Source organism: Gilvimarinus sp. 1_MG-2023 (assembly GCF_030548285.1).
In genome coordinates, this window is the sequence record NZ_JAUOSC010000089.1 from 1 (window position 1) to 510 (window position 510).

The 510-nt window shown below is 60.8% G+C and carries 1 protein-coding gene; it reads right to left on the reverse strand.

Annotated elements, in window-relative coordinates:
• Window positions 1–510, reverse strand: a 510-nt coding sequence (locus Q4563_RS15820) for a sigma-54-dependent transcriptional regulator (RefSeq protein WP_303605146.1), incomplete at both ends; no start/stop codon positions are given.

Genomic DNA, 510 nt, shown 5'->3' on the forward strand with positions numbered 1-510 from the left:
GTATCGCTCCACAATGCACCGATACAAAAGGCTTGTCCGAGCGATGACTCAGGTCGTGTAATGCCCGCGAGATCACTTCCTTGCCCGTTCCTGATGGCCCGGTGACCAGCACCCGCACGTCCGTGGGCGCGATACGCTCAATCAAGGCCCGCACTTTTTGTGCACTGGCCGAAAGGCCCAGATAGGCCGCCGCCCCTGATGGCTGCTGGCTGGACTGTTTCAGCTGCTGTAGCTCTCGCTCCAGCGTCGTCTTGATCAGCGCCCGCCGCACCACCACCGCCAGCATGTCAGGATCAATCGGCTTGGCGATAAAATCCCACGCTCCTTGCGCCACCGCTTGCAGCGCCAGATCACGATCGGCATGGCCGGTGATAATAATCACTGGCCGACCGTCAAAGTCAGCCATCGCCGCCAGGGTAACCTGGGGGTCAAACAGCGGCGGCATGGATAAATCCAGTAACACCAGGTCAGCCTCAAACGACACCAGCGCCTGACGGGCATCGTCCAGGC